The organism is Salinithrix halophila (genome assembly GCF_042650125.1).
Classification (GTDB): domain Bacteria; phylum Bacillota; class Bacilli; order Thermoactinomycetales; family DSM-45169; genus Salinithrix; species Salinithrix halophila.
In genome coordinates, this window is record NZ_JBHSAP010000007.1 from 796733 (window position 1) to 820435 (window position 23703).

21 protein-coding genes, 1 pseudogene and 1 riboswitch are annotated in these 23703 nt (G+C 52.8%); of the genes and pseudogenes, 7 read left to right on the forward strand and 15 right to left on the reverse strand.

Annotated features, from left to right (window positions below):
- Positions 1–57: 57 nt before the first annotated feature.
- From ACFOUO_RS06050 to nagE, 4 genes are all read right to left on the reverse strand, one after another.
- The gene (locus tag ACFOUO_RS06050; protein WP_380703168.1) at positions 58–615 is read right to left on the reverse strand and encodes a hypothetical protein; all 558 of its coding nucleotides are present in this window, start codon (positions 613–615) and stop codon (positions 58–60) included.
- Positions 616–745: 130 nt separating this feature from the next.
- Entirely contained in the window at positions 746–1435 is a 690-nt protein-coding gene (locus ACFOUO_RS06055) for an SOS response-associated peptidase (protein WP_380703170.1), read from the reverse strand.
- A 127-nt stretch (positions 1436–1562) separates the two neighbouring features.
- The gene (locus tag ACFOUO_RS06060) at positions 1563–3206 is read right to left on the reverse strand and encodes a thiamine pyrophosphate-binding protein (protein WP_380703173.1); all 1644 of its coding nucleotides are present in this window, start codon (positions 3204–3206) and stop codon (positions 1563–1565) included.
- Between the two features lie 120 nt (positions 3207–3326).
- Positions 3327–4706 carry an N-acetylglucosamine-specific PTS transporter subunit IIBC gene (gene nagE / locus ACFOUO_RS06065; RefSeq protein WP_380703175.1) on the reverse strand — a complete coding sequence of 460 codons (1380 nt, stop codon included), beginning with the start codon at positions 4704–4706 and terminating at the stop codon, positions 3327–3329.
- A 227-nt stretch (positions 4707–4933) separates the two neighbouring features.
- Here nagE and nagA point away from each other — a divergent pair, with 227 nt between their 5' ends.
- The 4 genes from nagA to ACFOUO_RS06085 are packed head-to-tail and all read left to right on the forward strand — an operon-like array spanning position 4934 to position 8377.
- Complete coding sequence (gene nagA, locus ACFOUO_RS06070; protein WP_380703177.1) at positions 4934–6139, forward strand: N-acetylglucosamine-6-phosphate deacetylase; 1206 nt, start codon at positions 4934–4936, stop codon at positions 6137–6139.
- Entirely contained in the window at positions 6136–6876 is a 741-nt protein-coding gene (gene nagB, locus ACFOUO_RS06075) for a glucosamine-6-phosphate deaminase (RefSeq protein ID WP_380703179.1), read from the forward strand. The genes nagA and nagB overlap by 4 nt, the downstream gene beginning before the upstream one ends.
- A gap of 18 nt (positions 6877–6894) precedes the next feature.
- Entirely contained in the window at positions 6895–7617 is a 723-nt protein-coding gene (locus ACFOUO_RS06080) for a GntR family transcriptional regulator (RefSeq protein WP_380703181.1), read from the forward strand.
- A gap of 31 nt (positions 7618–7648) precedes the next feature.
- Positions 7649–8377 carry an SIS domain-containing protein gene (locus ACFOUO_RS06085; protein ID WP_380703183.1) on the forward strand — a complete coding sequence of 243 codons (729 nt, stop codon included), beginning with the start codon at positions 7649–7651 and terminating at the stop codon, positions 8375–8377.
- An 85-nt stretch (positions 8378–8462) separates the two neighbouring features.
- On the opposite strand, the gene ACFOUO_RS06090 is transcribed toward ACFOUO_RS06085, so the two are convergent.
- From ACFOUO_RS06090 to ACFOUO_RS06110, 5 genes are all read right to left on the reverse strand, one after another.
- Entirely contained in the window at positions 8463–8828 is a 366-nt protein-coding gene (locus ACFOUO_RS06090; RefSeq protein WP_380703185.1) for an arsenate reductase family protein, read from the reverse strand.
- 65 nt (positions 8829–8893) lie between these two features.
- On the reverse strand, positions 8894–9451 hold the full coding sequence (locus ACFOUO_RS06095; protein WP_380703187.1) for a cob(I)yrinic acid a,c-diamide adenosyltransferase: 558 nt from the start codon (positions 9449–9451) through the stop codon (positions 8894–8896).
- Between the two features lie 33 nt (positions 9452–9484).
- Entirely contained in the window at positions 9485–10312 is an 828-nt protein-coding gene (locus ACFOUO_RS06100; protein ID WP_380703189.1) for a heme ABC transporter ATP-binding protein, read from the reverse strand.
- A 19-nt stretch (positions 10313–10331) separates the two neighbouring features.
- Complete coding sequence (locus tag ACFOUO_RS06105; protein WP_380703191.1) at positions 10332–11315, reverse strand: FecCD family ABC transporter permease; 984 nt, start codon at positions 11313–11315, stop codon at positions 10332–10334.
- A 56-nt stretch (positions 11316–11371) separates the two neighbouring features.
- Positions 11372–12502: an ABC transporter substrate-binding protein gene (locus tag ACFOUO_RS06110; protein WP_380703193.1), complete on the reverse strand. Its 1131-nt coding sequence runs from the start codon at positions 12500–12502 to the stop codon at positions 11372–11374.
- Positions 12467–12654, reverse strand: a riboswitch (cobalamin riboswitch). It overlaps the preceding gene by 36 nt.
- A 149-nt stretch (positions 12655–12803) precedes the next feature.
- Here ACFOUO_RS06110 and ACFOUO_RS06115 point away from each other — a divergent pair.
- The gene (locus ACFOUO_RS06115; protein WP_380703195.1) at positions 12804–13643 is read left to right on the forward strand and encodes an alpha/beta hydrolase family protein; all 840 of its coding nucleotides are present in this window, start codon (positions 12804–12806) and stop codon (positions 13641–13643) included.
- A gap of 826 nt (positions 13644–14469) precedes the next feature.
- On the opposite strand, the gene ACFOUO_RS06120 is transcribed toward ACFOUO_RS06115, so the two are convergent.
- The 4 genes from ACFOUO_RS06120 to ACFOUO_RS06135 form a co-directional block, all read right to left on the reverse strand.
- A complete protein-coding gene (locus ACFOUO_RS06120) occupies positions 14470–15147 on the reverse strand; it encodes a DUF421 domain-containing protein (RefSeq protein WP_380703197.1) in 678 nt (225 codons plus the stop codon).
- A 146-nt stretch (positions 15148–15293) separates the two neighbouring features.
- Entirely contained in the window at positions 15294–17696 is a 2403-nt protein-coding gene (locus ACFOUO_RS06125) for a heavy metal translocating P-type ATPase (protein ID WP_380703199.1), read from the reverse strand.
- Positions 17697–17846: 150 nt separating this feature from the next.
- Positions 17847–19151 (reverse strand): MFS transporter, encoded by a 1305-nt coding sequence (locus ACFOUO_RS06130; RefSeq protein ID WP_380703201.1) that lies wholly within the window; start codon positions 19149–19151, stop codon positions 17847–17849.
- Positions 19152–19198: 47 nt separating this feature from the next.
- Complete coding sequence (locus tag ACFOUO_RS06135; RefSeq protein WP_380703203.1) at positions 19199–20338, reverse strand: aromatic ring-hydroxylating oxygenase subunit alpha; 1140 nt, start codon at positions 20336–20338, stop codon at positions 19199–19201.
- 270 nt (positions 20339–20608) lie between these two features.
- Here ACFOUO_RS06135 and ACFOUO_RS06140 point away from each other — a divergent pair, with 270 nt between their 5' ends.
- Entirely contained in the window at positions 20609–20887 is a 279-nt protein-coding gene (locus ACFOUO_RS06140; protein ID WP_380703205.1) for a hypothetical protein, read from the forward strand.
- A gap of 96 nt (positions 20888–20983) precedes the next feature.
- On the opposite strand, the gene ACFOUO_RS06145 is transcribed toward ACFOUO_RS06140, so the two are convergent.
- Positions 20984–21904: a cation diffusion facilitator family transporter gene (locus ACFOUO_RS06145; protein ID WP_380703207.1), complete on the reverse strand. Its 921-nt coding sequence runs from the start codon at positions 21902–21904 to the stop codon at positions 20984–20986.
- A gap of 534 nt (positions 21905–22438) precedes the next feature.
- On the opposite strand from ACFOUO_RS06145, the gene ACFOUO_RS06150 reads away from it, so the two are divergent.
- Positions 22439–22780, forward strand: coding sequence for a hypothetical protein (locus tag ACFOUO_RS06150; RefSeq protein WP_380703209.1), 342 nt, complete (start codon positions 22439–22441; stop codon positions 22778–22780).
- Positions 22781–23011: 231 nt separating this feature from the next.
- On the opposite strand, the pseudogene ACFOUO_RS06155 reads toward ACFOUO_RS06150, so the two are convergent.
- A pseudogene (locus ACFOUO_RS06155) lies at positions 23012–23617 on the reverse strand (DUF2797 domain-containing protein); the annotation flags it as partial.
- Positions 23618–23703 lie beyond the last annotated feature (86 nt).

Here is a 23703-nt window from a genome sequence, read left to right on the forward strand (position 1 = left end):
CTACATTTCCGGAGTAAAAAAGAGCCGTGCTCTCGTACGGCTCTTTTTGCATCCATCTTAGTTGGTCTTAAGACGGTCGCCCTCTTCCGTTTCAACAATAAACTTCTTGCCGTCGAGGGAACCTTTCTCCACTTTGATGTACCGACGGGGGGCTTCATCCTTGGAACTGAGGTCGTCCTTTTTCAGCTGCACAACTACCCTGATGACATCGTTATCCAAGAATTGAAGACCTTTGGGGTTCATTTCATATCCCTCGTACTCTTTGTCACTCACCTGAACTAAAAGGACATCTTCATTATCCCAATCAAAGCTGTCATCGATATTTCCCGGGTGCTTTTCTTTTGTGTAAACCCAAATCCCACCGCGGGCTTGGCGGTCAGGGGAACCTCCGATCCAATTCACCGCCTGGAAAGGAATTTCCTCATAGGATTCGTTAACCGACTGAGCGCCCTCGACGCCGTCATCTTCCTTGGATTTGCCAGTATCTTTCTTCTCTTCCGATTGTACTTCTTGATTCCCGCTTTTTTTATCCGCCTGGCTCAACAAAAGGGAACAACCTGCCAAGATCATCATCATAAGTGCAATGAATACGAATAAGAACCATTTCTTCGTCATTGAAAACCTCCATGATCGAATAAATAGACATACATATTCTTAAAGCTACCCAAGCCCTCATGGAGGTGTCAACACAAAAAAACCCGCATGAGAGCGGGATCATGTCGCTGGTCGAATATAGAAAGAAAGCTTATCCCGCCCGGGCTCCGCCAAGGGGCCGAATCATTTCAGGCCGGTCACTCTTCGATGAATTAACCGCTTTGGAAACCGGATAGATCGCCATTTCTTCCGGCTCGTAGGGTTCCAGGAACGGTGCCAGAAGCGCCGGGTCTCCCATCTGCGGATCCATCCATGCTTCCTCTTCAGCCTGATGCAGGATGACCGGCATCCGGTTATGGATCTCTTGCATCTTCTCATTGGGTCGAGTGGTGACGATGGTGAAAGAGTAGCGGGTCTCCCCTGAATCATCCGACCATTGATCCCACAAGCCCGCAAAGGCGAAGAGGGAACCGTTGTCGATGATCACTCGCATCGGCTGTTTTGTACCGGTGTCGCTTTTCTTCCATTCGTAGAAGCCATCCGCCGGAACCAAGCAACGGTGACGCTGGAATGAACGGCGGAAGGCCGGCTTTTGTGTTAAGGTTTCACTCCTTGCATTAATCAGCCGGTTTCCGATGGATGGATCTTTCGCCCAACGAGGAATCAGCCCCCAGCGCATCATCAACAATTGTCGCTTCTCCTTTGCCACGATCACCACAGGAACCTCCTGACTCGGGGCAATGTTGTAGCGGGGGGCATGTTCTACGCCCTGGTGTTCATCCACCTGGAACCGCTCCACGATCTCCCCAAGACCGGCAGTTAAAGTAAAACGGCCGCACATGTGCATTCCCCGCTTTCTTTTTTCTTTATCATGACCCTGAGTTCTCTCTTGTCTATTACCGTAATATTTTCTCGTAAAATCCGTTATTTCCTTTTTTTCACGGTGAAAACTCCCGCCTTATCCCGAACTAAAGCTGGGTATGAGGGACCACGGTGTCATCACACAGCACATCTACCAAGGTGACCCTATCGGATGCCAGCGCTGACTGAAGGACGGGTTCTAGTTGTGCAGGATCCTTCACCCGGAGTCCTTCGGCCCCGAAAGATTCCGCCATCCGAACAAAATCCGGATTATGGAGATCACTTCCTAGGGAGGACAGCCCGGCGGTAATCATCCGGTTCTGTTCCATTGCATAGGTGCCGTTATTCATACACAGGATGGTGAGGGGCAGTCCACAACTGACTGCCGTGAGCAGATCGGAGAGCGTGGTGCCGAAACCACCATCCCCGACAAGAGCGATCACTTGCCTGTCGGGATAGGCCAGTTTGGCTGCCATAGCTGCTGGCAGACCGAACCCTAAGGTCCGCCAGCGTCCGGAGAGGAGAATGTCTTGGCGGACTGCCTGGAAAATCCGATTGAACCATAAGACGTGGTCGCCGACGTCCAGAGCGATGACGGCATCATCGGCCACGCACCGATTGAGGGCGGCGATGACACGCTGGGGAGGAATCGGGCGCTCCTCTGCCGTTGCCTCGGTTTCAATCTGCTCTTTCCACCCCTGGCGCATTTGATTCACACGGCGATTCCAATCTGTCTCTGCTCTTGCCTGAACCATCGGGGTTAATTGGGAAAGGACAGCCCTCATTTCTCCCGTGACCGGGACGGTCACCGGCACACGCTCACCGATATGTTCGGCAACGGCGTCTACCTGGACAATCGGAACAGTGGAAGGGACATAATCCTCCGGCCACCAAGTCGAACCCAGGATGAGACAGCAGTCCGACTCCTTCAAGAGATCCGAAGCGATATCGCTCCCTGCCTGTCCCAATCCGCCGATGAACAGGGGATGGTCGTTAGGGACGGCGGAACGAGACGGCATCGTGGTCACAATCGGTGCCCCCATCCTTTCAGCCAGTTGCAGGAGCGCTTCCTCCGCTCCTTTCACCCCTCGGCCAGCGAGGATCACCGGTCGGCTGGAACCATTCAAGAGGGCTGCTGCCTGACTAACATCCTCCTGCCGGGGTAATGGAGCCGGCTGACTCGGAAACGGAGGAAAGAGGGAGTGATCGACGGTTTGCATCCACAGTTCCTTCGGAACCGAAAGGTGCGCTACCCCTCCTGAGGCGGTTGCCTGTCGCATCGCTTTGTTAAGAAGCACAGGAAGGGCTTGAGGATCCGCGACCAACGAAGAGAATACGGCCAGCGGCTGGATCAATCGCTGCTGATCCACCTCCTGCTTGGTTCCTGTTCCGATCTCTTTCCTTTCCACTTGGCCCGTGAGGGCGAGAACCGGCACCCGATCCATATGGGCATCCCCCAACCCGTTCAGAAGGGAAGTAATTCCAGGACCACTGGTAGCGGTACAGACAGCCATTCGGCCCGTCAGCTTCGCCTCCGCTGACGCCATCAACGCCGCCGTCATCTCCAACCGGCATCCTACATACCGAATCTCCCCCTGCCTGTCGATTGCGTCCATCAGGGGAAGGGTGGCATCCCCGATTACCCCGTAGATTCTTTCCACTCCCCATACCGCTAGTTGCTCAACCAGATACTGGGCAGCCATTCGGGAGATAAGCGCAGGTTTTGTCATTGTGATATCCAATCGAGTCATCTCCTTTTCGTTGCTTAGTCTGATTCACCGAAATCGATGTAATCCACAGTACGCAAAAAAAGAGAGCGGCTATCGCTCTCCATTTCGTAGAAAACATTTATTAGATCGATTTCAGGGGCCTTATTGGTCCCGCTTACCTTCCTCCATTGCTCTTTTCATCGCATCAGCCACAAATTGCACATCCGTACCGACGATTACCTGTATGCTGGAGCCACCTGTGCGTATCACACCTCTCGCTCCGTGTTTCTTTAGATTCGTCTCTTCCACTTTCCCCATATCATCCACGCGAAGCCGGAGCCGGGTCGCACAATAATCTAGGGAGAGAATATTATCTCGTCCTCCCAGATCTTCAAGGAACAACGACCCGCGAGGATCATCGCTGGACGTCTTCACGACCTCGGTCACTTCCGTCTCCTCGTCTCCCCTCCCTGGCGTCTTCAGATCCAGTGTTCGGATCAGAAGATAAAAGAGTGTAAAATAGATCCCCCCGTAAGCGAGACCGACCGCGAGGAGCAACCACGCCCCTTTGGCCAACCCGAGGTTGAGGAAGAAATCGATCGCTCCTGCTGAAAACCCAAATCCGTGGTGGATATCCAATAAGTAGGTCACTACGAAGGAACTAGCCGTTAACAACGCATGAATCCCATAGAGCAGCGGAGATAAGAACATAAAGGTAAACTCGATGGGTTCCGTAATCCCCGTCAGGAAGGAGGTGAAGGCAATACTACCCAACAAACCTGCCACCTGCTTCCGCCTCTTCTTGGGCGCAGCCAAAATCATGGCCAGAGCGGCGGCGGGTAACCCGAACATCATGACGGGGAAAAATCCGGCCATAAAGGTTCCAGCGGATGGGTCCCCGGCAAAGAACCGGTTTAGATCCCCTTTGGCTCCACCAAAATCACCAAAGACGAACCAAACCAGACTGTTCAGCACATGGTGCAGGCCCATGGGAATCAAAAGTCGGTTCAGGAATCCGTATACACCCACCCCTACAGCACCTGCACCAATAATCCATTGCCCAAGGGAATGGATCGCATCCTGGATCGGCGGCCAGATGAGGCCGAACAGGCCGCCGAGGATCACCATCGAAGCAGCAGTCACGATCGGAACAAAACGGCGACCCCCAAAGAAAGCCAACCATTCGGGTAATTTGATATAATGAAAGCGGTTGTAAAGAAGACCGGCCACCAGCCCAGTAACAATCCCTCCCAAGACACCCATGTCAATCTCCTTGTTGATCGCCGTAACCGAATGATCCAGGACCAGATAACCGATGACACCTGCCAGAGCCGCTGTACCACTTCCGTCTCGGGAAAATCCGATGGCCAGGCCGATCGCAAAGATCAAAGGCAGATTATCAAAAATCCCCTTACCTGCTGCCGCGATGAAAGGAATGTCGAGCAAGTCATCCTGCCCCAACCGCAGCAACAAGGCCGCTGCTGGGAGGACAGCGATCGGCAACATCAGGGATTTTCCAATCCGCTGAAAGAAATCGAACATCCATCTTCTCTCCTTACATGTGGATTTTTGGCGTGAAGGCCATAAAGAAATCATGAAGGCGTTTTCTCGATGCTAGCACCTTTTTGACTAGATGTCTAGACATATATCTTTCCATTCGGCGTTTATAAGCCTTAAAACTCGAAAAAAAGGTCCTCACATGTATAGACCTCTATACGGGCTGGTGGTACACTAGAGGATGAGTAGGAATCAGAAGGAGAGACGTCCCTATGTCTAACCAACCCGCTACCACGGTTCTTCGCGACTTGACCGTCCATACGGAAAGCGACCGGATCGAAACCGGCTATGTAATCCTCACCGGGGGAACCATCCGAGCACTGGGCCGGACTGATGAGTGGAAAGGGGCGGGGACCGCCGGTGCCCGGGTTCTTTCCCTCCCTGGGTATCATCTGGTTCCCGGCATGATCGATATCCATATCCATGGAGCGGACGGCGCAGATGTGATGGATGCTACCCCCACCGCCCTGGAGACCATCGCCTCTGCCCTTCCCCGGGAGGGGACGACCTCCTTTTTGGCTACCACCCTCACCCAAGCCCCTCACCGCATCGAACAAGCCTTGTCCAATGCAGCGGCTTATCGAAAAAAAGAACCCGCCCCCGGAAAAGCAGAAATGCTGGGAATCCATTTGGAAGGCCCCTTTATCTCGAAAAAACGGGCTGGTGCGCAGCCCACGACTCACATACATCCCCCCGACTTATCCATCCTGAAACAGTGGCAAGCTCTCGCAGAAGGAGCCATTCGGATCGTCACCCTCGCCCCGGAAGAGCCTGGTGCTTTGGCGCTGATCCATTGGCTGCGGGAAGCCGATATTCTCCCTTCCATCGGCCATTCCGATGCCACATTGGCTGAAATGGACGAAGCGGTACGGGCTGGAGCCCTCCACGTCACCCATCTCTATAACGGGATGCGAGGGATTCACCATCGAGAACCGGGCGTAGCGGGAGCGGCCCTCCTACGGGATGAACTGACTGCAGAACTGATCGCAGATGGCATCCATTGTCGTCAGGAGATGATAGAACTAGCCTTCCGTATGAAGACACGAGAGCGGTTGATTCTAATCACGGATGCCATGCGTGCCAAATGCCTAAAAAACGGCACCTATGATCTGGGCGGTCAGTCTGTCCTTGTGGAGGACGGAAAAGCCACGTTGCCTGATGGAACGTTGGCCGGCAGTATCCTGAAGATGGGAGACGCCGTAAAAAATATGATACGCTACGCCGGTTGCACCCTAGAAGATATCTCGTATATGACCGCTGTCAATCCGGCCCGCCAACTGGGTGTCTTCGACCGCAAGGGCAGTATCGCACCGGGGAAAGATGCCGATCTGGTAATCCTCGATCCGAATTTCTCGGTTGCCGCCACGTTTTGCCGTGGACAACTATCCTATGAAAAGAAGGAGGCCCCTCTTCCATGAACGTAATCCGAGCGGATAACTACCAAGATATGAGTCAAAAAGCTGCCGCCTTCCTTATCCAACACATCCGCCAATCTCCCCGAACGACCCTCGGACTGGCCACAGGCGGAACTCCCATCGGTACCTACCGGGAACTGGTCAAGGATCACCGGGAACAGGGCACCTCCTACCGCGGGGTGACCACAGTCAATCTGGATGAATACGTCGGCTTGGAGGAGGACCACCCCAACAGCTACCGTTACTATATGGAGAACCATCTATTCCGGGAGATCGACATCGATAGACACCAAACCTACCTGCCCGACGGGAGAGCAGAAGATCTCGCCGCCGAATGTCAACGCTATGAAACACTTATTCGGAAAGTTGGGGGCATCGATTTACAAGTACTGGGCATTGGGCGAAACGGACACATCGGATTCAATGAACCGGGAACCCCCCTTCATTCCCGTACCCATGTCGTTACCCTGACTTCCTCGACACGACAGGCCAATGCCCGCTACTTCCCCTCGGAAGAGGAGATGCCCACCCAGGCCATCACCATGGGGATTGCCACTATTCTAGACAGTCGGCAAATCCTTCTCCTGGCATCTGGAGAAGATAAAGCCCCCGCCATCCAGCATTTATTGGAGGGGAAACCGAATCCTGATTTTCCTGCTTCCGCCCTGATTCACCATCCCCGTGTTACCATTGTTGCAGACAACGAAGCGCTTTCCGGGGCCACCTTGGTCCCATCCTGAAAGGAGTCTCTGACCTCGATGATCGACAAAAATTCGCCCCTCCCGATTTACGCCCAGTTGGAAGAGCAGATCAAGGAACGGATCGAAAGCGGCAACTTGAAACCGGGCGACGGTCTGCCTTCTGAACGGGAATACTGCGAGCGTTATGGGATTAGCCGGATGACTGTCCGTCAGGCAATCAATAACCTGGTGAATGACGGCTATCTACGCAGAGAAAAAGGAAAAGGTACTTATGTAGCAGAAAAGAAGCTGGAACAACAGCTTCAGGGGTTAACCAGCTTTACGGAAGACATGAAAGCCAGAGGAATGGAGCCCAGCAGTACATTGCTCCATTTTGAAATCGTACCTGCTCCTGAGTCGATCGCACAACTCCTGTCGGTTGGTCAACATGAGCCTGTCTACCGTATCCGGCGCATCCGACTGGCCGACGGGAAACCGATGGCTCTAGAGACCAGCCACATCCCCGCCAATTTAGTTCCGGGGCTTACCCCGGATATCGTGGCTGGCTCGTTATATCAATATATCGAAGAGCGGTTGCGCTATCCCATCGACCACTCTAACCAGGTGATCGAGTCAGCCGCCGCAGGGGAGATGGAAAGCCGCCATCTGTCCATTCCCGCCGGCTGCCCCATCCTGCTGATCCAACGGGATACGTTTTTGAAAGACGGAACTCCGATCGAAACCGTCAAATCCGCTTACCGAGCAGACCGCTACAAATTTGTGACCACCATCCGTCGCTAAAAATACGTACCGTTACAGAGGAGAGGCACCCATGCTGCACCGATATTTCCAAGAGATCCGAAAGCGATTGGACAATCTAGAGCAGGAACAAGCAACCAGCATGAAAAAAGCCGCCGCCGAATGCGTCCGCTGTATTCAAGAAGGAGGTATCTTGCATCTTTTCGGGAGCGGTCATTCCCATCTGCTGTCAGAAGAGGGCTATTACCGGGCGGGGGGACTGGCCCCGGTACGCCCGATCGTGGCGGAAGATCTGCTCCTTTCCCGTGGAGGAAGCCGTTGCTCCTTCTTTGAACGGAAAGAAGGTTACGCCGCTTCCTTCCTCACCAGCCAGGATATCCGACCCGGTGAGGTGCTGTTCGTCTTCTCTACCTCCGGCCGCAATCCTGTTCCGGTGGATGTGGCCTTATTCGGCAGGGAAAAAGGTGCCTTCGTCATTGGGGTCACCGCCCTGGCGTATTCTCGTATACAGCCTTCCCGCCACTCCAGCGGCCTTCGCCTATGGGACTGCGTTGATTTGGCCATCGATAACGGCACCGCAGCCGGGGACAGCCTCCTATCAACTGAGCAAATCCCTGTCTCCTTCGGGCCCGGTTCCACCGTCCTGGCAGCCGCCCTGTTAAACGGTATCCTAGCGGAGACCGTCCGGTTGCTCGCGGAAAACGGCATGGAACCTCCCATTTTCAAAAGCGGAAACCTGGAAGGAGCAGATTCCCACAACCAAGCCCTGATGGAACGATACGGAGACCGCATCCCCTTTTGAAACAAGATCATTCTATTAATAAGGCTCTTCCTTCGGAGAACTGTTCCCCAAAGGAAGAGCCTTATTTTTATCAACAGGTGGAAACCTATTCGTTCCTCCAGGTGTCGTCAAAGGTTTCTTCTTTAAAACCAACGGTTACCTGGTCGCCGTCGGTGGCGATGGGCCGTTTGATCAGCATTCCATCGGAGGCGAGGAGTTCCAGTTTTTCTTCGTCATCCATCGTTTTCAGCCGCTCTTTTAAGTTGAGCTCCCGGTATTTCTTCCCGCTGATATTAAAAAATTTCTGCAGCGGCAGGCCGCTTTTGACCACGAAACCCTTCAACTCGTCCTTTGAGGGGGGTTCTTTAACGATGTGCTTTTCCTCAAAGGGGATCCCGTGTTGCTCCAGATACTTCTTGGCTTTTTTGCACGTTCCGCAGGCCGGGTACAGATAGACGGTTAGGTGTCGCATCGTTTACATCCTCCCGTGGGTTGGTCATTCCCAGTATACCCAACTCCGTTCGGTTCACGAAAGGCCTACCGGAAAACCTGGCCGCCTCGTTTGTATTCCACGTCAGGGCATCCTTCCCTGGCATTGGCAGCCCGGGCGATGGCAAAGAAAAAGTCAGAGAGGCGGTTAAGATAGCGGCGGACTTCCTCGTTGGTCTCCTGCTCCCGAGCCAATGTAACGACCAACCGCTCCGCCCGCCTGGTCAGTACCCGGCACACATGAAGCGCAGAGGATATCTCTGAGCCCCCGGGCAAGATAAAACGCTGGATTGGCGGTGCTTCGGCGTCATAGCGGTCAATCCATTCTTCCAGCCGTTTCACCATATCCGCCGTCACTTTGTACTGCCGTTTTTTCCCCGCCTGGGCGAGGTCCCCCCCGGCATCGAACAGTTCATGCTGGATCTCTGTCAGGTCCTGGATCATATCTTTATGCTTTTCTGCATCCATCCGTAAAATCGCCTCGCCGACAAACGCGTTCACCTCGTCCGTTGTCCCATAGGCTGCCACACGGATATCATCCTTGTCGACCCGGCCGCCGATGACGCCAGTTTGACCCTCATCACCCGTCCGTGTATAGATACGCATCCATCCAACCCCCTTTATGGAAGTATACCGCTGTCAAAGGGAAAAGGGCACCGTTTTGCCAAAAGCCTCTTCTCTCCGACTTTCCTGCTCGCCCGGCTGGAGAAGTACCTGAGGAACACGGGTAACCGGATGTTTGGTAATCAGGGGTTCCACCCCGTATACTTGATGGATCACCGGGGCTTGGATCACCTCTTCCGGTCGGCCTGTACGTATCAGGACCCCCTCTTTCATGATCGCCAGCCGGTCACAATACTGGGCCGCCAGATTGAGGTCGTGGAAAACGACCAACACCGCTAGGCCGCACTCCCACTGCCAACTTCGAATCCGATCCAAAATCGCCAGTTGATGAGCGATGTCCAGATACGTGGTCGGCTCATCCAGGAACAGGAGGCGAGGCTCCTGGGCCATCGCTTTGGCGATGGCAACCCGTTGCCGTTCTCCGCCGGAGAGGGTCTGGACCGGGCGATCCCGGTCCTTTTCCAAGCCCGTCTGAAGGAGCACGTGATCCACCGTCTGCCGGTCGGCTCTGTCCGCCCATGGCCAGAAACTCTGGTGGGGATGGCGACCCATCGCCACGACTTCCTCCACCGTAAACGGGACCGGCGGCAACCCTTCCTGAGGGAGGACGGCAACCCGCTTGGCCCTCTCCCGCCCGGTCCATTCCGCCATCGGGCGTCCTTCCAGCCGGACGGTTCCTTCATCGGGGACCTCCTCGCCGGATAAGAGGCGGACCAGTGTCGTCTTGCCACTCCCGTTTGGCCCGATCAGGCCGACAATCTCCCCTTTGGCGACAGAAAGGGAGATCCCTTTCACAACGTCCCGGCCTTGGTAGGTTTTTTTCAGCCCTTCCGCTTCCAGCATCGCCGCTCCCCCCCCTTCCCTAGTCCCTGCGTCCCAACGCATATCGTTTCAGCTGCCAAGCGAAAAATGGCCCCCCAACCATCGCGGTGATCACCCCGATCGGCAGCTCCCGGGGGTCCATTACCGTCCGGGCCAGGGTGTCCGCCCAGACCAGGAAGACCGCACCCGCCAATGCCGAAATCGGAAGCAACACCCGATGATCGGGCCCGGTCATCATCCGAATGATGTGGGGGATGATTAACCCGACGAACCCGATCGTCCCGGATACCGAGACAGCTGCTGCCGTCATCAGAGTAGCGGCCAACAGCAGCAATAGCCGTGTGCGCTCCACAGACACCCCCAGGTGAGCGGCGGACCGCTCCCCGAGAGCAAACAAGTTTAGCGGCTTACTCAACAACCATACCACCGCCATCCCCCCGAACAGAAAGGGGAGAACGACCAAAGCATCTTTCCATTCCCGTAAAGCGACACTGCCCATCAACCAATACTGAATACGTTGAATTTCCACCGCCGATGCCATGGCGATCACGTAGGTGAGCATCGCGCCGAAAAAAGCCTGCACCACGACCCCAGCGAGAATCAAGGTATCCGTCCGCATCGCCCCACCCAGCCGGGCCAGCTGCAACACGGATACCAGGGCGCAACTCCCCAGGAGGAAGGCCCAAACCGGCACAGCCCACTCGCCGAGCCAGGCGACACCCCAGCCGGTGAAGATGGCAATCGCCGCCCCGAGGCCAGCCCCGGATGAAACTCCCAGAATATAGGGGTCAGCCAGTGGGTTTTTCAGTAACCCCTGGAATACTGCCCCTGAGCCAGCCAGAGCCGCCCCGACCAAAGCAGCCAACAAGACCCGAGGCAGCCGTAACTGCCAGACGATGGCGTCCGTCGCCGGATCGACCGACCCGCCCACTCCCATGAGGTGGAAGCCCACGACCCGCCAGACGTCGGTAAAACGAATATCCGCGCTCCCCACGGAGACCGCAGCAGCCAAGGATACTAGCAACAAGGACAGCCAAAAGGCGGACCAGCCTGTCAGCCGACCCGCCCAACTCCCAGCCCTCATTGGGCGACTTTAGCGTAAGCGTCCGGGTAAAGGGATTTGGAGATATGGAGCAGCCCCTTGGTAACCCGGGGACCCGGTCGGCTGACGAGATTACCGTCCAATGCTTCGATCCGGTCATCCTCCACGGCATCGATTTTCTTCCATCCGCTGCGGGAGGCGATTTTTTTCGCCTTGGCCCCATGAGTATAAAGGATGACGTCCGGGTCATATTTCACGACCTTTTCGGCGGAAAGCTGCACCCAGCCTTTCTGGCCTTTCGCCACATTCTTTCCGCCTGCCAAGGTGATGAGCTCGTCCATAAACGTTCCTTTACCCGTGGTATACAAGTCGGGGGAGACTTCCACCCACACTTTGGCCTTCTCCTCGTCCGACACTTTGGCAGCCACTTTCTCGGCCACCTTCTTCTCTTTCTCCATCCTTTCGATTACTTCTTCTGCTTTCTTCTCAGCTCCGGCTGCCTTGCCCACATCACGGATCTGCTTGTAAACCCCAGCCAGGTCATGGGGCTCATAAGCGAGGACCGTCAATCCCAGCTTCCGCAATTTGTCGATCGTTTCCTGCTTCACCATCGGGGAGGCGAGAACCAGGTCCGGCTTCAGCGAGACGACCTTTTCAGCGTTAATATTCATATCCCCTACCTTCTCTACCTTTTTCACTTCAGCAGGGTAGTCGTCATTGGCCGTGACGCCGACCACTTTTTTCCCCTGACCCAGTGCATAGATCGTCTCGGTCATGCTGGGGATTAGGGAGACAATTCGCTTTGGCTTCTTCTCGATGGTAACTTCCTTACCGGTGTCATCCTTCAGTTTGACGGGAAACCCTTCCGCCGACTTCTCAGTCTCATGCCCCTGTTGTCCGGCATCCGGTGCCGTCCCGCACCCGGCCAGCCCAAACACCAACAGGAAGGCTAATAACCCCATCCATACACGCTTATGCATCTTCATCCACGTTCCTCTCCCGTCTCTATAATCAGGCACGAAAAAAACCTCTTGCTCCAACGAGACAAAAGGCATGGCCGAGTTCCCTTTTCTAGGCGGTAAAAACCGCCGGGAAGACCCTTCCTTGCGCTCCTCTGCCTCGAAGGAGACGGCAAGCGTCGCGGAGGAAAGGCAGGTCTCCTGGCTCATGGATCGACACTCCTCCACACCTTCCCGTCTGTCGGACAGTGGCTTATCGTGGATTCGCTCCCCATTCACAGTGGCGGGACCGCGCCGGATTCACACCGGCTTCCCTTTTCACTTTCGCCCGTGGGCAAAAGACCTTTCCACCTATCTACTTGTGGCTTCATTATATCCGAATGTCAAAAAAGCTTCAATCACGGAGGATTCTGGCAAATTCATAGACTCACTCTTTTCCCTTCCCCTTTCCTCCCGCTACAATGGAGGAGAAGGGTTCACAGAACCCCATTACCTTACGAGGAGGACGACGATGAAACACCAGACATTCCAACTGGGTCTTGGAAAAGAGAACCGGATCATTCGGGGGGACGTGCGCGTTCCGGCAACGGATCGGCCCCATCCCGTCCTGATTCTCTGCCATGGGTTCAAGGGCTTTAAAGACTGGGGGATGTTTCCCTACGCTGCCGACACCCTGGCTCGTATCGGGTTTGCCGTCCTCACCTTCAACTTCTCAATGAACGGCGTGGGGGAAGACCCTGAAGCGTTCACAGAGTTAGAAAAGTTTGCCCAAAACACCTATAGCCGGGGCCAGGAGGATCTCACCTTCCTCCTAGAGAAGATCACCGCCGGTGAACTTCCCCTCGCCGAAGCGATGGACCCCGAACGGCTGGGAATCATCGGCCACAGCCGCGGCGGAGCCGAAAGCCTTCTGTTTGCCTTGGATGAATCCCGCATCCAAGGGGTTGCCCTCTGGAACAGCATCGCCCGGCTCGACCTGTTTTCCGACAACTTTAAGGCCGAGCTGCGGGAGAAAGGACGGGCCTTCATCCCCAACGCCCGCACCGGACAAAACATGCCGATCAATCGGGAGGTGTTGGAGGATCTGGAGGCCAACCGGGATCGATTTGATATCCTCGGTCGTCTTCCGTCCTTCAACCGACCCCTATTGATTATCCAGGGGGATGCGGACCAAGCAGTCCCCGTCGAGACGGCAGAATCCCTGAAAGAGCGAGCCAAGCAGGCAGAACTTCACATTCTCCCTGGCGCCGACCACACTTTCGGCACCATCCACCCTTTCGCAGGTTCTACTCCTCATTTCAATCGCGTACTGGAAATAACCAGCCGCTTCTTTCGGGAAAATTTCAATTGATTTTTTGGACACGAAAAGGCCGGCCTATGGGCCGGCCTTTTCGTCTCAAGGGGGTCAAACCTATTTATCGATTATAGGGAAGGAATCGCGATCATTCATCTCCTCCGAATAGGGATCGGGGAGTTAGGAACGGGATGCATCTCCCGTTTCAAGTACTCTCATTTTAATCGATTTAAAAATACATGTCAATTAATAAAATGATAAATTATAGGCCCTTAAGCCTTCAATTTTACAGGAAAATGTTAGCCGATGATTACCAATTTACAGTAAGTTGCCGTTTGAAAGCCCACGGTTTCAATCGTGGGATGAAAGACGGCGTTGATCGGAACCCCCTTTGGGGGTGGCAAGATCAACCAATTCCTAGTATAATCGAACATATGAGCGGTGCTCATCCCACTGGTAGTGGGTTGTTCCTTGAAAACGTTATGGTATGGGGTTCCAGCGGCGAACGAATCTCTCCCGCTGGGTAAAACCATAAGAGTGAGCGATCAGGAACTAGAACGCTGGTAACAGGCGTTCCGCCCATGTGGGTACACTCTAACTGCATGGGATGGGCTGATGAGACAGCCCTGAACTTGGGAGTTGTCCGAAACAGAAATGGACTGAGGGCGCTAACTACCCAAAAATCCCATGGCTTCAGCCGTGTGGAGTCTCAACACAAGCCTTTTTCAAGTTCCTCAACAAGTGGCCAGAACCCATTTATGCCTACCCCAAATACTCCATCGGTTTAACGAGTTCCCGCTTATCCCTAATAACGAGGCGAAGCCCTAGGATGTTCCCGGAAGGCAAACAAATCCCCCTTTAGGGCTTTGCAAGGCAGCGAGTTTCACCGGCTCCCTTCTCCATTATCGATAAAAATATCAGTTTGATCGTTCATTTTTGCCGCATAAAGAACCTTCTCCGTATCAGACCAACCTTTTCGCCGCAGTTGATCCTTCAGCCAGGAAACATCCTTGCCGATCAGACGAAGATTATGATGCTGGATCCTTCCATCCACGATCAAAGAGAGGGCCACCCCTCGGTACTCGGTTTCCAACTGGAGATCCTTTGGTGTCACGGGGTAGAGCTCCTCTCTGGGCAACACCGTCAGTTCCCCTGTGGGCTCAAGGATCCCGTATTGGATTTCCCGAATATCGGGGTAACCTTTGGCACGAATATGGGACAACAGCTCAGCAAGAGAGATCTCACAACGCCGAAGACTTTCCTTAACGATTTTCCCATGCTTAACGAGAATCGTCGGCTCCCCGATCAGCCATTGGTTCGTTCGTCGATATAATGTCAGCTTCGCGTATATGAGGTGGATGAGGGCGATGAGAATGATCGCCAGCAGCGTCTTTTTTATATCATTCTTCACCAGGATCGGATTCGTCGCCAAAGCGGCAATCATCACAATGGCCACCAAATCGTGGGGGGTGACCTTCAACCTCGCCGATTTGCCCATTAGATGAAGCCCGACAATGGCCGATGTAAATAAAACGAAAACCTTCAGGCTATAAACCACCACGCTTGATCCCCTCCTTCCCCGGAACCTGCCTCCTGTATTTTTTCCAGAAGTCTTTGATTCAAACTGAAAAAGTTTGAACTCATAAAAAAGAAAGCCTCACCAAGGAGGCTTTCAGGTTATTGACAAAGTGGGGGTTGGGGACAACTCTACAGCTTGATCCGTTGCAGACGCAAGGCGTTGAGGACCACGGAGACGGAGCTGAAGGCCATGGCGGCTCCGGCCAGCCAAGGGGCTAGAAAACCGGCGGCTGCTACTGGGATGCCGATCACGTTGTACGCCAGTGCCCAGAACAGATTCTGGCGGATGTTGCGTACGGTATAACGGCTGAGGGAAACGGCATCGACAATGCTGTTCAGATCCCCTCGCATCAAGGTAATGTCCGCGGCTTCCATGGCCACGTCGGTGCCGGTACCGATCGCCATCCCGATATCCGCTGTCGCCAGGGCCGGGGCATCATTGATCCCGTCGCCGACCATGGCTACTTTTTTGCTGGCAGCCTGGAGTTTCTTGATTTCTTCCGCCTTTTCTTCTGGAAGCACCTCTGCGATCACCCGGTCGATCCCTGCTTCTTTAGCAATCGCCCGTGCGGTCCGTTCGTTGTCTCCCGTCAGCAGAATCACATCCAGCCCCTTCTGTTTGAGACGGCGGATCGCCTCCCCGGAAGTCTCCTTAATCGGATCCGCGACCGCTACCACTCCGACGATCCGGCCCTCCACGGCAGCCAACATCGCCGTCTTGCCCGCCTGTTCAAGGCGGCTCATGGTTTCATCGGTTGATGGGCCTTTGACTTCATAATGATGCATCAGTTTTCGGGTACCGACCAGGACTTCTTTTCCCTCCACAGCCGCCCGGATCCCATGACCGGGTATGGATGTAAACGCCTCTGCCGGAGGGAGCTCCGTCCCTTTTTCTCTGATTCCGTTGACGATGGCTTCCGCCAGTGGGTGTTCCGATTTTTTTTCAGCGGCGCCCACCAAAGGCAGCCATTCCTTTTCATCGCTGTCCAAGGAGAGGATATCAGTCAGCACCGGTTCCCCTCGTGTCACAGTCCCCGTCTTATCCAACACGACCGTATCCACCCGATGAGCAATCTCGAGGTGCTCTCCACCTTTGAACAAAACGCCCCGTTCCGCGGCGCGCCCGGAACCAGCCATGATCGAGGTCGGTGTAGCCAAACCCAGGGCACAGGGACAGGCAATGACCAGAACCGCGATGGCGTTTTCCAAAGCGGAAGCGAAATCTTCCGGATTCGCTACCAGATACCAGACCAAAAACGTCACCAGAGCAATTCCTACCACGATTGGGACGAACACCCCAGAAATCCGGTCGGCAATCCGCTGAATCGGGGCCTTGGAGCCTTGGGCTTCTTCCACCACCTGGATGATCTGTGCCAGTGCGGTATCCTTTCCGACACGGGTCGCTCGGATTTTCAGATGCCCATTCTTGTTGATTGTAGCCCCGATCACGTGGTCCCCCGGCTGTTTATCTACTGGGATACTCTCACCGGTCAACATCGATTCGTCGACCGCCGACGTGCCTTCCAGCACGTCACCGTCCACGGGAACTTTCCCCCCTGGCTTCACGAGTACGAGATCCCCAGTCACCACTTCCTCCACCGGGATCTCAACCTCTTCCCCATCTCGGAGGACAAGCGCTTTCTTAGCCCCTAGGCTCATCAGCTTGCGGATCGCTTCCGAGGTTCGCCCTTTAGCCTTGGCCTCGAAGAGTTTGCCCAGCAAGATCAGGGTGATCAGGATCGCGCTGGTTTCGTAGTACAATTCCACCCCGTGTCCGGGATGATTTCCGAAGGAAAGCGTCAGCCAAAGGCTATAGAAATACGCGGCGGAAGTCCCCAACGCCACCAGGACATCCATGTTGGCACTTCCATGGCGTAACGCTTGATAGGCCCCTGTATAGAAGGGCTTACCGATGATAAATTGGACCGGTGTCGCCAATGCCAGTTGAAACCATGGATTCATCAATAACTCAGGTGCCCACAGGAAGGATAGGAAGGAAAAATGGCCGACCATCGACCACAGCAGCGGAAAGGAAAGCAACGCAGAAAGCCAAAAGGTCCGCTGTCGCGCCGCGATCTCTTTTTGTCGGTGATCCGTTTCGGGTCCCTGTTCCTCCTTGGGCGCAGCCCGGTAACCCAATTGCTCCACCTTGCGGATGATCGCCTCCACCGATACCTGACCGGGGCTGTATTGAACCCGGCCTGATTCCAACGCCAAGTTGACATGGGCCTCGCTGACACCCTCCAGCCGGTTCAGCCCTTTTTCAATTCGGCTGGCACAGGCGGCGCAGGTCATCCCCTCAATGCGAAGATCGGCCTCCTCCTTCACCGTGTCATAACCCAAATCCTTGATCCGTTGCTCCAAATGAGATCGGTCTGTCCGGTCGGGATCATAGGTAACCGAGGCTTTTTCCATGGCAACGTTCACCGAGGCAGACTGGACCCCTTCCAACCGGTTTAACCCCTTCTCAATCCGGCTGGCACAAGCCGCGCACGTCATGCCGCTGATTTGCAGAACAGCCTTCTTTTCCACACCTGTCACCTCCTCTTGCACTAACGCTTCCCTAAACGTTGGTTATTCCCGACTTTCTTCCATCTCAATATACTATACCCCCGGTAGGTATGTAAATAACCCGTCGGATGAATCAAATAAAACCGCCCGGGTGTTCCGGACGGAAGGAATTTAAGCGGCTTTCTCTTTGACACTTTGACAATAGGTTTCGGTGACAAAAAAACTGGACACCAGCCCCACCATACTGACCGCCGCAAATAACAACAGGCCCCCGATATAATCAGGAAAGGTGTACTGCGGTGCCCCGTTTGCCATAGCGCCACTCCAGCTCAAATCCATTATCCACCCAAAACAGGATTGCAACAGGGCCACGCCCAAAAAGATGCCGGCATTCAAAAAGGCTAAAGCCATGCCGCAAATCGAAGAGGGTACCACCTCTTTCACCACTGCAAACGTGACGACAATCTGAGAAGCAGCGATTCCTACGAGCAGGTACAGGAGCCATGCGCTCCATCCCGGGTTCCAGGGTAGAAGGGCCAGGCCCAGCCAGCCCACTGAAGAAAGCGCATTTCCCAGAATGATCAACGGCTTGCGCAAACCGATTTTATCGGAAAACCACCCGATGGCCAAAGAGGCTGCTCCATAGGCGGCAAGGGCAACGGTCGTATACAGAGACGCTTCGTTGTTAGAGAGATGGAAACCGTCCCGCAACACCGGAATACCCCAGAGCCCGGCAAAGGCATAAAAAGTGGCGTTGGTTCCGACACCCGCCCATAGGGTGAACCCAATCGTTTTGTTGGATAGGACCGTTTTCAAATCTTGCAACCAATGGTTGGGTGAAACGGGGCCTTGGGATGGAAGGTACCCCTTCCCTGGCTGAAAGCCCGCCTCTTGCGGGGTATCCCGAACCAACCAATAGGTTAAGAGAGAGAGCACCACCGATAGGATTCCCGCCACGACGAAGATGCTTCGCCAAGAAAACCATTGCAAGAGCACCGCCAAAGGTCCCGCCGCCAAAACGGATCCCACATTCCCCAGTAACATGGTGATCCCGCTGATCCATCCGTATTGATTTTCCCGAAACCACAAACTGTTGCTTTTCATAATGCCGACAAAAATCGTGGAAACCCCTAATCCGACGATAAACGGACCCAGACTGGCAACAGCAAAGGTGGGAGCCAACCCAAACACGATGGAACCCAAACCGGCAATGACGGCTCCGATGCTCACATTCAACCGCGCCCCAAAACGATCAATGAGAATCCCGGAAGGAATCTGCATCACGGTATACGTATAGAAATGCATCGACGCCAGAGTCCCCAGCGCCGCCGCCGAGATGTGAAACTCTCCCCTCACCGCCTCCGCGAAGGCCCCAGGCGCAAACCGATGAAAAAACCCTAAGATAAACGACAACGTCAATAAAGTAAAGATGGTCCATCGAATCTTATTAAAGCCGAATTTTGAGAGATCTGTCATAGTAACTCCTTTCGAATGGAGGGTGTCGCCATCGGCGACACCCTCTTTTAATCTAGTACTTTATCTAAAATCCAGTTGTCCAACTCATGAACGACAAACTCTTTGTGTGAATAGCGGCCTGGCCGACTGGAATGAATCACTTCATGTTGAAATTCCGTAATCCAATTGTCTTCCTCAATCACTTGACCCCAACGTGCATAATAACGCTGGGCTACTTCCTTAAAATCTTGTCGCTCTACAGTCTTTAGCGGAAAACAGAAGCCCACTTTGACACGGGTCTCTTCCGGTCCCTCAGGGATCTTATGTATCCACCACATAGCATCCTTGGTAGTAACAATAAAAAACCCCGGATATAAAATAGAAAAGTACGTTCCCTTTGCCGCTTTTCCTGTCAAACCCTCCATATGAGGGAAACCTAAGTGCCGTTTGCCTGGATGAAGCGCCACCGTTTCTTCCGATTCATGATAAACGCTAATCCATGTAAGAGGCCGTTCAACCTCTTGAACACCGATCGAGCTTTTATGGATATTCGGAGTATGGATCGTTTCCATATCTACTTCAACATAAAATTTCCAGTTAGATTTTAGTTTGTATTCAAACTCTCTTACACAAACCATATCTTTTAACTGGTAAGGTTGGGCTACCAATTCTCGGTAGTCACCCAAATAATCATCCAGACTTGGAGCGAAACTGTTAAAGGTGATGAAAATGAGCCCTTCCATTGTCTCACAACGAACGGAATCTAGACCATAATCACATTTATCGAAGTTCTCTACTTTTTCCATATATGGGGTACCACATAAGGAACCGTCTAATTGATATGTCCAGTTATGGTATTGACACTGAATAAACTTACAGTTCCCTTTATCCGTCAATAACTTAGAGCCGCGGTGTCGACAACTGTTATAAAAGGCACGAATTTGGTGATCTTTTCCTCGAATGAGGATAATCGACTTACCGAAAAAAGATTCGGTTAGATAATCACCAGGAGTGGGTATCTGTTCTGAACGACCTAAAAAATGCCATGCGGGGAGGAAAATCCTTTCCAATTCCCGTTGATACCATTCCCGAGAGGTATAGCACCAGGCCGGCAAGGTTTCTGCCTGGGTACAAGGCAAACGAACAGACTGATAAAGCTCCGAAGAAAAGATGTTTTTGGCTCCTTGTTGCGTAGTCTGGACAGCCATTTAACCACTCCTATAAACAGGATTAAGACTTTTCCCAATATAGCAATGAATGTTACCATTAGCAAATTGCTACGAATTCTACAATATATGAGGGGGGTCAAATAACGCCAACAAACAACTTTAAACTAAACTAACCTGCCATTATCACCTAAATCATAAGTTTGACAGGGTGGTATATTTTCAAAAACCAACAAAGCCCCCCAATAAAAGCAAAAGTCAACCCATTATGGCCGATTAATATTTAAAAAATAGGGGAATAAGGCCGCCTTTATGGAAAAGGAAGGAAAAGTCACGCTCACCAAAGCCAGCACCATTGATTTTAACAGCCTAGCCAATGAAATCGCTCGTATGGCTGAGGAGAAGAGGATAACGGAAGAGCAATTGAGGGAAGATTTAAAGCAGGTTCGGAAGGAGTTGTGGAGTGTGAGATTCCCTGTGGTCATCCGCATCCAGCCCCATCCCTATCGACCAGGTATTTCGAATCATCGAAGAACGGTTCCCAAAAGTTCAAGCCGTGTGGGAGCGTCTTTTGAGTTGATCGGACTTTGAACTCATCAATACACCGGCTGATTTTATTCGAAATTTTCGTTAATAATAAGCCCATGAGCTGAAATACTTTTCCTGCAACTCATGGGTTCCTTCCGTTCAAAACTCACAATCCATATGTTGAAGTTGAGACTTTTCCACCTGAATAGTGGTGTGTCTGATTTGAAACTCTTCCTCCACGCGTCGAATGGCTTCCTGCAGGATGTGCTGTTCGTCCGATTCTTCCGAGACCCACAGGTGACAGGCCAGGGAATCCAAACCGGAAGTGATCGTCCAAATATGGAGATCATGAACATCGATTACCCCCGGGATGGCTTTTAGGGAGTCCTCCACTTTCTGCTGGTCGACCGTAATCGGGGTGCCTTCCATCAGGATGTGGATGGACTGACGCAATACACCCCAAGCGCTGCGCAGAATCAGGAGGGCGACCAGTACGCTGATAATCGGATCCGCCACGTACCAGGAAAAAAGCATCATCAGCAAACCGGCGACAATCGCACCCACCGAGCCCAGCGCGTCCCCGAGGATATGGAGATAGGCGCTACGCAGGTTGACGTTCTCTTTGACATCCCCCTTGCGCATCAGAAAGAACGCGCTGGCTATATTCGCCACTAACCCGATGGCTGCGATCATCATCATCGATCCACCGGCCACCTTTGGCGGTTCGAGGAAGCGAGCAATAGCTTCACGGACAATAAATCCCGCAATAACGAATAACGTAACAGCGTTGAATAAGGCGGCTAATATTTCGAACCGGAAATAACCGTAGGTTTTCCTCGGAGAAGAAGGCTTGGTTGCGTACCACATGGCGACCAGACTCAGGGCGATCGACCCCGTATCGCTCAACATGTGACCGGAGTCCGCGAGAAGGGCCAGACTGTTGGTGAGAAGTCCTCCAATGAACTCCAGTAACATAATCCCAAAAGTGATCCCCAAAGCGATGGAGAGTCCCATACGGTTCTGTTGACGCTGTCGACCCAAAGAATGAGGGGAATTTCCATGACCGTGATGATGGTGCATCATTATTCCTCCTCGCGTGTTATGAGGGAAAGGTTCATCTTTAACATGAACATATGTTCATATATAAATGGTAACGATTTACGAAATCTTTTTCAAGGAGAATATCCGAAATATCAGACCCAACCTCCTTAGATAACTACCCCATCAAATCCCTAATAAGGAACTTGTAGACCGACTTTCTAATTCAGAATACCCCAATCCTGTGCACATGCCTCGCAAATCGTCGCACATACACCACAGATTTGTGTGGCGTACATGCTATTTCGAGATATATACCGAGAGGCGATGGAGCAAATCTCTGCACAGTTCTGGAGCATCTGAATGCAAGGTTGGTATTACTGAACATTGGTATTGACGAAGGTGGGCATTCTCCTCCACCCCCTTCCCTCTAAAGTAAGGTTTGCTTCCCAGCTCCCACTTATTCTGGGTAAAGCGCTGGCCCCATCAGTTATATTGTGTTACCTTAAAATGACTCAGAATGGTTTGACAAATTGTAATGTTACATGAATAAACTTTATAAAGGAGTCTTAGGTAATGAAAAAATATGGATTAGGAGTACTTATTCTACTAGTGTTTACAGGATGCGATAAGGTTGAGGGATCATGGTTACTATATCCCAAAAACCAGTCAGGATGTTTTACTACCATGATTTTTCATGAAGACTGGGAAGCTGACAAATGGGTGGTATTTGTATCTAAAGCTCAAGTGGATTCCGTTACTCAGGGTCACTATTCGATGTTAGATGATAATAGAGTAAGGGTGGATTTATCAGGAAAAACGAAGATATATCGTTTTAGACGCCCTGAGGAACGAAAACTTTTGTTAAAAGAGGAGGAAAATAACACGGAATGTCGATACGTCTATGATGGAAAGTAACATTGTGCATAAGTAGTGTAGAAGGCTGGCGCATTTTTAATTATTGGGACATGATCCAGTGATCAAGAAAAAGATAAAATAAAAAAGCCGGACGGAATTCTATCCCCATCCAACTTCAGTAGTTTCAAACCTGCTTTCATTCACGTTCCACTTTAATAATAATCTTCTTTTCGTTAGGGGTCGAGGTGAAGTTCCACCCGACCTTTTATGTACATCTACTCCTACACCCCCTCACACCGCCAACGCCACTTTGTACCCCGAAAATTTCCGCACGTTCAGCACGCCCGTGTCCAGGATCAAATACTGTCCCTTGATGCCGATGAGCTTTCCTTCTACCTCGGGGTGCTTGTCCAGGTTCCAGGCCTTCACCTTCTCTGGAACGGAGAGGTGGGGATACCGGAAGCGGCGGATCTCCGTCTCCTTTAAGAGATGGGGACGGTGAACGTCCGGGATTTTATCGAGAAGCCCTTCCCGCACTTCCCTCAGATCGCGGTCGGCAATCTCGTTTTTCAGCATACGGCGCCAGTTGGTTTTATCCGTGAGGTATTGGGAGAGGTAGACTTCCAACTCACCGGCTGCTTTCCGGGTCGGCACTTCGGCGAGAGGTAGGGCAGCGACAGCACCCTGATCCACCCAACGTTTGATAGCGTTGGTTTTCCGGGTAATGCCCACTTTAACATCACTGCTGATAGCCAGATAGACATAATGAGGCTGCATACAGTGGGACTCCCCGAAGGCGTTGTCACGGCAGGTGCCCTTGTCGTAATGGCACAATTCCGGTTTTACGATACAGAGGTCACACTCGGCCAGCTTTTTGAAACAAGGGTAACAATAGCCCTTAACTTCTTATATGTATCCCGCCCTGAATTTTGGCCTTGGCCCACTCGTATTCACCCTTGGTGATCTCGCCTTTGTCTAATAGG

Coding starts and splice junctions, on each gene's coding strand:
- ACFOUO_RS06060 (WP_380703173.1), bottom strand. CDS start 3,206: ATGACTCGATTGGATATCACAATGACAAAACCTGCGCTTATCTCCCGA.
- ACFOUO_RS06095 (WP_380703187.1), bottom strand. CDS start 9,451: ATGCGTATCTATACACGGACGGGTGATGAGGGTCAAACTGGCGTCATC.
- nagA (WP_380703177.1), top strand. CDS start 4,934: ATGTCTAACCAACCCGCTACCACGGTTCTTCGCGACTTGACCGTCCAT.
- ACFOUO_RS06115 (WP_380703195.1), top strand. CDS start 12,804: ATGAAACACCAGACATTCCAACTGGGTCTTGGAAAAGAGAACCGGATC.
- ACFOUO_RS06130 (WP_380703201.1), bottom strand. CDS start 19,151: ATGACAGATCTCTCAAAATTCGGCTTTAATAAGATTCGATGGACCATC.
- ACFOUO_RS06110 (WP_380703193.1), bottom strand. CDS start 12,502: ATGAGCCAGGAGACCTGCCTTTCCTCCGCGACGCTTGCCGTCTCCTTC.
- ACFOUO_RS06090 (WP_380703185.1), bottom strand. CDS start 8,828: ATGCGACACCTAACCGTCTATCTGTACCCGGCCTGCGGAACGTGCAAA.
- ACFOUO_RS06085 (WP_380703183.1), top strand. CDS start 7,649: ATGCTGCACCGATATTTCCAAGAGATCCGAAAGCGATTGGACAATCTA.
- nagB (WP_380703179.1), top strand. CDS start 6,136: ATGAACGTAATCCGAGCGGATAACTACCAAGATATGAGTCAAAAAGCT.
- ACFOUO_RS06145 (WP_380703207.1), bottom strand. CDS start 21,904: ATGCACCATCATCACGGTCATGGAAATTCCCCTCATTCTTTGGGTCGA.
- ACFOUO_RS06080 (WP_380703181.1), top strand. CDS start 6,895: ATGATCGACAAAAATTCGCCCCTCCCGATTTACGCCCAGTTGGAAGAG.
- ACFOUO_RS06050 (WP_380703168.1), bottom strand. CDS start 615: ATGACGAAGAAATGGTTCTTATTCGTATTCATTGCACTTATGATGATG.
- ACFOUO_RS06135 (WP_380703203.1), bottom strand. CDS start 20,338: ATGGCTGTCCAGACTACGCAACAAGGAGCCAAAAACATCTTTTCTTCG.
- ACFOUO_RS06150 (WP_380703209.1), top strand. CDS start 22,439: ATGAAAAAATATGGATTAGGAGTACTTATTCTACTAGTGTTTACAGGA.
- ACFOUO_RS06100 (WP_380703189.1), bottom strand. CDS start 10,312: ATGCTGGAAGCGGAAGGGCTGAAAAAAACCTACCAAGGCCGGGACGTT.
- ACFOUO_RS06140 (WP_380703205.1), top strand. CDS start 20,609: ATGGAAAAGGAAGGAAAAGTCACGCTCACCAAAGCCAGCACCATTGAT.
- ACFOUO_RS06055 (WP_380703170.1), bottom strand. CDS start 1,435: ATGTGCGGCCGTTTTACTTTAACTGCCGGTCTTGGGGAGATCGTGGAG.
- nagE (WP_380703175.1), bottom strand. CDS start 4,706: ATGTTCGATTTCTTTCAGCGGATTGGAAAATCCCTGATGTTGCCGATC.